Annotated in this window: 7 protein-coding genes; 5 read left to right on the forward strand and 2 right to left on the reverse strand. The window is 66.3% G+C overall.

The genetic code is table 11. From position 1 onward, the window contains the following. On the forward strand, nt 1-836 hold an 836-nt coding region (locus tag VN856_RS04380; RefSeq protein WP_325686520.1), incomplete at its 5' end, for an AMP-binding protein. Between the two features lie 2 nt (nt 837-838). Beyond that, nucleotides 839-1,789: an enoyl-CoA hydratase/isomerase family protein gene (locus tag VN856_RS04385; protein ID WP_414686865.1), complete on the forward strand. Its 951-nt coding sequence runs from the start codon at nt 839-841 to the stop codon at nt 1,787-1,789. Here the strand turns inward: VN856_RS04385 and VN856_RS04390 are convergent. After that, a complete protein-coding gene (locus VN856_RS04390; RefSeq protein WP_325686522.1) occupies nt 1,775-2,578 on the reverse strand; it encodes an alpha/beta hydrolase in 804 nt (267 codons plus the stop codon). The two genes, VN856_RS04385 and VN856_RS04390, sit on opposite strands and share 15 nt — an antisense overlap. Nucleotides 2,579-2,745: 167 nt before the next feature. Between VN856_RS04390 and VN856_RS04395 the strand changes: the two genes are divergently transcribed. Continuing rightward, nucleotides 2,746-3,678 carry an NADP-dependent oxidoreductase gene (locus tag VN856_RS04395; protein ID WP_325686532.1) on the forward strand — a complete coding sequence of 311 codons (933 nt, stop codon included), beginning with the start codon at nt 2,746-2,748 and terminating at the stop codon, nt 3,676-3,678. Nucleotides 3,679-3,695: 17 nt separating this feature from the next. Here VN856_RS04395 and VN856_RS04400 read toward each other — a convergent pair whose 3' ends face one another. Continuing rightward, a complete protein-coding gene (locus VN856_RS04400; protein ID WP_325686524.1) occupies nt 3,696-4,850 on the reverse strand; it encodes an acyl-CoA dehydrogenase family protein in 1,155 nt (384 codons plus the stop codon). 35 nt (nt 4,851-4,885) lie between these two features. Here VN856_RS04400 and VN856_RS04405 point away from each other — a divergent pair, with 35 nt between their 5' ends. Then, nucleotides 4,886-5,872 carry a MaoC family dehydratase gene (locus VN856_RS04405; protein WP_325686526.1) on the forward strand — a complete coding sequence of 329 codons (987 nt, stop codon included), beginning with the start codon at nt 4,886-4,888 and terminating at the stop codon, nt 5,870-5,872. 10 nt (nt 5,873-5,882) lie between these two features. Then, the coding region (locus VN856_RS04410) for a CoA transferase (RefSeq protein ID WP_325686528.1) at nt 5,883-6,432 on the forward strand (550 nt) is incomplete at its 3' end.

Genomic DNA, 6,432 nt, shown 5'->3' on the forward strand with positions numbered 1-6,432 from the left:
TGGAGAAGTTCGATCCCGAGGGCTGCCTGGACGCCATCCAACGCCACCGGGTCACGCACGGGCAGTTCGTGCCCGTCATGTTCACCCGCATGCTGAAACTGCCTGAGGCAAAGCGTAATTCGTACGATCTGTCCAGCCTGGAACGGGTGATGCACGCCGCGGCTCCGTGCCCGGTGGAGATCAAGAAGCAGATGATCGACTGGTGGGGGCCGATTGTCGACGAGTACTACGCGTCCTCAGAAGCCATCGGGTCGACATTGATCAGCGCCGACGAGTGGCTGGCGCACCCTGGCTCGGTCGGCAAGCCGATGATGTGCCAGCTCCACATTCTCGACGAAGACGGCAACGAGTTGCCACCCGGCCAACCTGGCGAAATCTATTTCGAGGGAGGCTTTTCCTTCGAATACCTCAACGACACGGCGAAGACCGCGGCCTCCCGCGACAAGCACGGCTGGACGACGGTCGGCGACGTCGGCTATGTCGACGAGGACGGCTATCTGTTCCTGACGGACCGCCGCCACCACATGATCATCTCCGGTGGCGTGAACATCTATCCCCAGGAAGCCGAAAACCTGCTCGTCACCCATCCAAAGGTGCTGGACGCAGCGGTGTTTGGCATTCCGGACGACGAAATGGGCCAAAGCGTCAAGGCCGCGGTGCAAACCGTTGATCCGGCGGATGCGTCCGACGAGTTCGCCGATGAACTGATCACGTGGCTGCGAGATCGGTTGGCGCACTACAAATGTCCGAGGTCGATCTCGTTCGAGGCGCAGCTGCCGCGTACCGACACCGGAAAAATGTTCAAACACGAGCTGGTCAAGAAGTATTCGGTGTGACGCTGCGCGTCGTCGATGTCTCGGAGCCTGAATCCGCGCTCGACTCTGGATTACTCGGAGTTCCGGTGGTGGCCGTCGGGTCGTTAGCCGGCGCATCTGAATTCTGGCTTCAGCGGGCGACATTCACGCTTACCGAGGATGACGCCGACGACCCCCGAGTGATCGCCGTCGCATCGATCGACGCGGCGCTGCGGGACCTGACCGCGCGGGCCGACCGCTGGCCGATCGCCGCGGCGACCTGTGACGACGTGCTGCGTTCGGTGGATCCGGCCGCCCCGGCCCTATCCGGCGTGGTGACCGAGTCGCTGGCCTACTCCACGCTGCAAGCCGGCCCGGAGTTCGCCCGCTGGTTGGCCGACCGCGGTCCGGCGGTCATGCCCGACATCGCTGACCCGGTGCAGGCCCACCGCGACGGCGACACGCTACGGATTGCGTTCAATCGCCCGCAGCGGCACAACGCCTTCTCCACCGACGCCCGCGCCGCGCTGCTGGAGGCGTTGGCTGTGGCGCAACTCGATTCGTCGGTCGCCGAGGTCGTGCTGACCGGCAATGGACCGTCGTTCTGTAGCGGAGGCGACCTGGACGAATTCGGCACATTCGCCGATCCGGCCAGCGCCCATCTGGCCCGCACCCGCTACAGCCCGGCGCTGGCGCTCGACGCGGTGACTAGCCGGCTCGGGGCGGCGTGCCGCGCCCAGGTGCACGGCCAGGTGCTGGGCAGCGGACTGGAGATGGCCGCATTCTGCGGTCGGGTTGACTCCGCGCCCGATACAGTGTTCGGGCTGCCCGAGCTGAGCCTCGGCCTGATTCCCGGCGCCGGTGGCACGGTGAGCGTCACCCGGCGGATAGGACGTTGGCGCACAGCCTATTTGGTATTGAGCGGCGCTACCCTGGACGCCGACACCGCGCTGGCCTGGGGTCTGGTCGACGCTTTGCGATCAGAAGCCTTTTGAGGCAAGCCAATTGAGGGAGACGGTGGCCACGTCCTTCCAGCCGTGGTCGAGGGTCAACGAGTGGCCGCGTCCTTCGAATTCGTGAAAGTCGGTCTCTGACGGGCCGTGCGCGTATTTGCCGAATGCTTGCTTCGTCGGCTGCAGCGGTACCGTGTGGTCGTTGGAACCCGCGGTGATCAGCAGCGGACCGCGCTGGGCCTGGGTATCGACCTTGGCCGGCGAGTTCCGGGTGAACAACGCCGTGGCGCTCTGAAACAGGGGCCGGCCCGGGCCCGGAATGGCCCATCGCTCGTGCAGTTGGTTGGACTCCTCTTCGGACAGGGTGTTACCGAAGCCGTAATGGAACTGCTTGGCCGTCAGCGATACGGTGCGCTTCCGGTTGGCCGGGTTGCCAAGCACCGGAAAACTCGCCTTCAACTGACTGAACGGCAGCGAGGTGACCCCCTTGATCGGCGCGGGGTCGATGGCCACCGCGGCCGCCACGTGGTTGGCCGCCAGCAACCGCTGGGCAATCAGGCCTCCGAAGGAATGTCCGACCGCCACCGGCTGGGTCTGTGAATTGTTCCTGTTGATCACTTTCACGTAGTGATCGACGATTTCGTCGATGCCGACGTTGTCGAGGGCCTCCGGGTTGGCTCGGGTGCTGGCGACGTCATCGCCGTCCCCGGGCCAGCCCGGCGCCAGGGTGTCGTAGCTCTGGTCGGTGAACAGCTCTTGCCAGGGCTGCCATGAGCTGGCGTGTATCCACAGTCCATGGATGAACAGGACGGAGTTGGGTTTGGTGGCCATCGCGTCTTCTCTCTTTCGCTGGTCGTCATCGCCCCCCGTCGATCTGCCAGCGGACACTAGCCTCGGAGCGAGACGGCGACAACCGAGCGTGCTGTGCAGCGGCGGCCATCGATTGCCGAGTCGCACAATGGTCGACCTTCCTCCGAAAGGAGTAGCAAATGGCTCAGATGACTGCACTGCGAGCGCATCGTCGCGGCGGACCGGAGGTGCTCGTGGCCGAATCCGCGCCGATACCGGTACCGGCCGCTGGCGAAGTCTTGGTCGCCGTGCACGCCGCGGCGATCACGTTCGACGAGCTGACGTGGGACGAGACCTGGACCCGAAACGGCGTCAGCCGGACGCCTATCATCCCCTCACACGAAATTTCCGGTGTTGTCGGCGAGATCGCCTCCGGCGTAACCGACTTCGAGCCAGGGGACCACGTGTATGGGCTGATCCGATTCGACCGTGACGGGGGTGCCGCCGACTACGTCACCGTGCCGGCCGATGACTTGGCGGCAAAGCCGTCGACCGTGTCGCACACCGTCGCCGCGGCGCTACCGCTTGCCGGACTGACGGCGCTGCAGGCCTTGGTCGATCACGCCCACGTGCAGCGCGGAGAGCGCGTGTTGGTGACTGGCGGAGCAGGCGGAGTCGGTGCGCTGGCCGTGCAGCTGGCCGCGCAATTCGGTGCTGACGTCACCGCCACGCTTCGCAGCGACGCGGTCGAATTGGCCAGAAATCTCGGTGCGCGGAATGTGATCGACGTCCGCACCCAGGCATTCGACGACGGCGGAGCGGGCTACGACGTGGTGATCGACACCGTCGGCGGCGACACGCTGGACCGTTCGTTCGCGGTGCTTCGCCGCAGCGGACGGCTGGTCACCTTGTCCGAACCTCCGGCGGCCGACAAGGCCGACGAATATGGGGTCAGCGCAGTATTTTTCATCGTGACACCGAATCGAGAGCAGCTGGGGGAACTTGCTGCTCTCGTCGACGGTAATCAACTGCACGTCGAAATCGCCGCGACCTTCCCGCTGGCGCAGGGACGCGAGGCGTTCGAAAGCGGCCAGCGTGCAGTCCGGCGGCCCGGCAAGACCGTAATCGTGGTGCGAGAGTGACTTCCGCGAACCTCGCGTCAGAGCCCGCCCCGGGACACCAGTTGTGCCGCGATCACATTGCGCTGGATCTCGTTGGTGCCCTCGCCGACGATCATCAGCGGGGCGTCGCGAAAGTACCGCTCGACGTCGTATTCGGTGGAATACCCATAGCCGCCGTGGATCCGCACGGCGTTCAGCGCGATCTCCATTGCCACCTCGGAGGCGAACAGCTTGGCCATCCCGGCTTCCATGTCGCAGCGCTCCCCGCTGTCGTAGCGCTCGGCGGCGTAACGGGTCAGCTGGCGGGCGGCGGTCAGTTTGGTCGCCATGTCGGCCAGATAGTTGCCGACCGACTGGTGCTTCCAGATCGGCTGTCCGAAGCTCTCGCGCTGCTGCGCGTAGGCCAGCGCGTCATCCAGGGCCGCCGTCGCCACCCCCAACGCGCGCGACGCGACCTGAATGCGGCCCGTTTCGAGGCCTTTCATCATCTGCGAAAAGCCTTGGCCCGCATCCCCACCCAGGATCGCCGAGTGCGCTACCCGATAGCCGTCGAACGACAGCTCGCAGGTTTCCACGCCCTTGTAGCCCAACTTGGGTAGGTCGCGCGACACCGTCAGGCCCGGCCCGTGCTCAACGAGCAGCACCGAGATACCGGTGTGACGCGGCTGCGCGGCCGGGTCGGTCTTGCAGAGCAAAGCGATCAGCCCGGACCGGCGGGCATTCGAGATCCACGTCTTCGACCCGTTGACGACGAGCTCCTCCCCGTCGGACAGCGCGGTGGTCGTCATGTTCTGCAGATCGCTGCCGCCGCCGGGTTCGGTGAGTGCCATCGTCGCGCGCAATTCACCGGTCGCCATCGGCGGCAGGTATTGCTGCTTCTGCGCGTCGGTGCCGAACAGCGTCAGCAACTTGGCCACCACCGTGTGGCCACCCATCGCGCCGGCCAGGCTCATCCAGCCACGCGCCAGCTCCTGGGTGACCAGCACGTAGCACGGCATCGACACCGGGGCGCCGCCGTACTCCTCGGGCACGGCCAGGCCGTAGATGCCGATGCGCTTCATCTGCTCGATCCACGCTTCGGGATACTCGTTGGCATGCTCGACTTCGCGCACCGTCGGCCTGACCTCTTTGTCAACGAACTCGCGCACCGTCGCGACCAGCATCGCCTCGTCGTCGTTCAGTCCCGTACCCATCCGGCAATGTTGGCATGCGGTGGAGCGGGGCAGCCATGACAGTCGGCCCGTACTTCGACCAGGTGCACACCGGCCAGGTCTTCACCGGTGCGCCGTCGATGACGCTGACCCCGGGGCTGGCCGCCGTTCACCAGAGCATCCTCGGTGACCGGTTGCGGCTGCCGCTGGACGCCGAGCTGTCCGCCGCGGTCACCGGGCTGCCGGCGCCGCTGGCCCATCCGGGCTTGGTCTGCGACGTCGCGATCGGACAGTCGACGCTGGCCACCCAGCACGTCAAAGCCAACCTGTTCTACCGCGGGCTGACGTTTTTTCGCTTTCCGGCGATCGGTGACACATTGTTCACCCGCACCGAGGTTGTCGGGCTGAAGAAGAATTCCGCCAAGGCGGGCCGGACACCCACCGGCCTGATGGCCCTGCGGATCACCACCATCGACCAGGCAGATCGGCTCATCCTCGACTTCTATCGGTGCGCGATGCTGCCGTTGAGCGCGGGCGCCGGCCCGGACTCCGCCGAGCATGACGACGACCTGTCGAAGATCGGTGCCGATCTGGCTGCGCCGCCGTCGGCGGCCGCCGATTGGAAGGGCGAGGTCTTTCGGGAGCGTGTCACCGGACCGCACTTCGACGCCGGCCTGGCCGGATCGGTGTTGCACAGTAGCGCCGACGTAGTCAGCAGTGCGCCGGAACTGGCCCGCCTAACCCTGAATATCGCCGGCGTGCATCATGATTCGCGCCTTGGTGGCCGTCGCCTGGTCTACGGCGGTCACACCATCGGGCTGGCGCTGGCGCAGGCCAGCAAGCTGTTGCCGAACCTGGCGACCGTACTCGGCTGGCAGTCCTGCGACCACACCGCGCCGGTGTACGAGGGCGACACCCTCTACAGCGAGCTGCACATCGAATCCGCCGAGCCGACCGGCGGCGGCGGCGTACTGGGATTGCGGTCGCTGGTCTACGCGTTCAGCGACCTGCAGGATGAGCCACGCCAAGTCCTGGACTGGCGTTTCACCGCATTGCAGTTCTGAGGATCGGGTCGTGAGCGCGACGTCGGAGTGGGCCACCGTACTGGTAGAAGCCCGCCGGGTCGCCGCCGATATCGCCGGACTTCTCGGCGTCGAGGTCGACGCCGCAACCATTCTCACCGGGCGGGCGGCGATCATGAACCTGGCGCAGCCCGGCCGAATCTCGGCGGGCGGCGCCACCCGACTGCTACGCACGGTCGACGGCTGGTGCGCGATCGCATTGCCGCGCGACGACGACGTCGCGGCGCTACCGGCGCTGCTGGAAGTCGACGCGATCACCGGCGATGCCTGGACGGCTTTGTCGCATTGGGCCGCAACGTGTTCGATCGAACACGTCGTAGAACGCGCCCAACTGCTCGACATCGCGGTCGCAGCGTTGGGGGAAGCGGCGGCGGAGCCACCGACCGTGCGACGCTGCGGCACCAGCACCGGATCGCGACGGCCCGAGGGGCGATTGGTGGCGGATTTGTCGTCATTGTGGGCCGGACCGCTGTGCGGTCAGCTGCTCGCTCGCGCGGGTGCCGTCGTCGTCAAGGTGGAAAGCCCCAGCCGACCCGACGGTA

It is taken from the genome of Mycobacterium sp., assembly GCF_035603715.1.
Lineage (GTDB): Bacteria > Actinomycetota > Actinomycetes > Mycobacteriales > Mycobacteriaceae > Mycobacterium.

Excerpts from the sequence above, each read along its gene's own strand:
- VN856_RS04400 (WP_325686524.1), bottom strand. The coding sequence starts at position 4,850 with ATGGGTACGGGACTGAACGACGACGAGGCGATGCTGGTCGCGACGGTG.
- VN856_RS04405 (WP_325686526.1), top strand. The coding sequence starts at position 4,886 with ATGACAGTCGGCCCGTACTTCGACCAGGTGCACACCGGCCAGGTCTTC.
- VN856_RS04390 (WP_325686522.1), bottom strand. The coding sequence starts at position 2,578 with ATGGCCACCAAACCCAACTCCGTCCTGTTCATCCATGGACTGTGGATA.
- VN856_RS04395 (WP_325686532.1), top strand. The coding sequence starts at position 2,746 with ATGACTGCACTGCGAGCGCATCGTCGCGGCGGACCGGAGGTGCTCGTG.